The sequence below is a fragment of the Georgenia satyanarayanai genome (genome assembly GCF_023715365.1).
Lineage (GTDB): Bacteria > Actinomycetota > Actinomycetes > Actinomycetales > Actinomycetaceae > Oceanitalea > Oceanitalea satyanarayanai_B.
The window spans coordinates 1-473 of sequence record NZ_JAMBNZ010000074.1; the positions used below are offsets into that span (position 1 = coordinate 1).

The 473-nt window shown below is 66.2% G+C and carries 1 protein-coding gene; it reads right to left on the bottom strand.

Annotated features, from left to right (window positions below):
- Positions 1–470, bottom strand: a 470-nt coding sequence (locus M3148_RS17065) for a glutamine synthetase beta-grasp domain-containing protein (RefSeq protein WP_251305921.1), incomplete at its 3' end; no start/stop codon positions are given.
- Positions 471–473 lie beyond the last annotated feature (3 nt).

A 473-nucleotide genomic window follows, 5' to 3' on the forward strand; every position in this document is an offset into this window, starting at 1 on the left:
TCGGAGTCGAGCTTGTAGAAGGTGGACTCCGGGCGGACCTGGAAGCGGGCGTCGTCGAACACGAAGAACTCGGCCTCGGACGCGAAGTTGGCGGTGTCCGCGATGCCGGTGGAGGCCAGGTAGGCCTCGGCGCGCTCGGCCACGCCGCGGGGGTCGCGGTGGTAGGGCTCACCGGTGCGGGGGTTCACGATCGAGCACGTGACCACCAGGGTCTTCTCCACGCGGAAGGGATCCACGAAGGCCGACTGGGGGTCGGGGATCAGCTGCATGTCGGACTCGGCGATGCCCTGGAAGCCGCGGATCGAGGACCCGTCGAAGAGCTGGCCGTCCGTGAAGAAATCCTCGTCCACCGCCTTGGCCGGCAGGTTGAAGTGCTGCTGCACCCCGGGCATGTCCGTGAAGCGGAGGTCGACGAACACGACCTCCTCGTCCTTGAGGAATGCCAGAACTTCTTCGGCTGAGTGGAACATGGA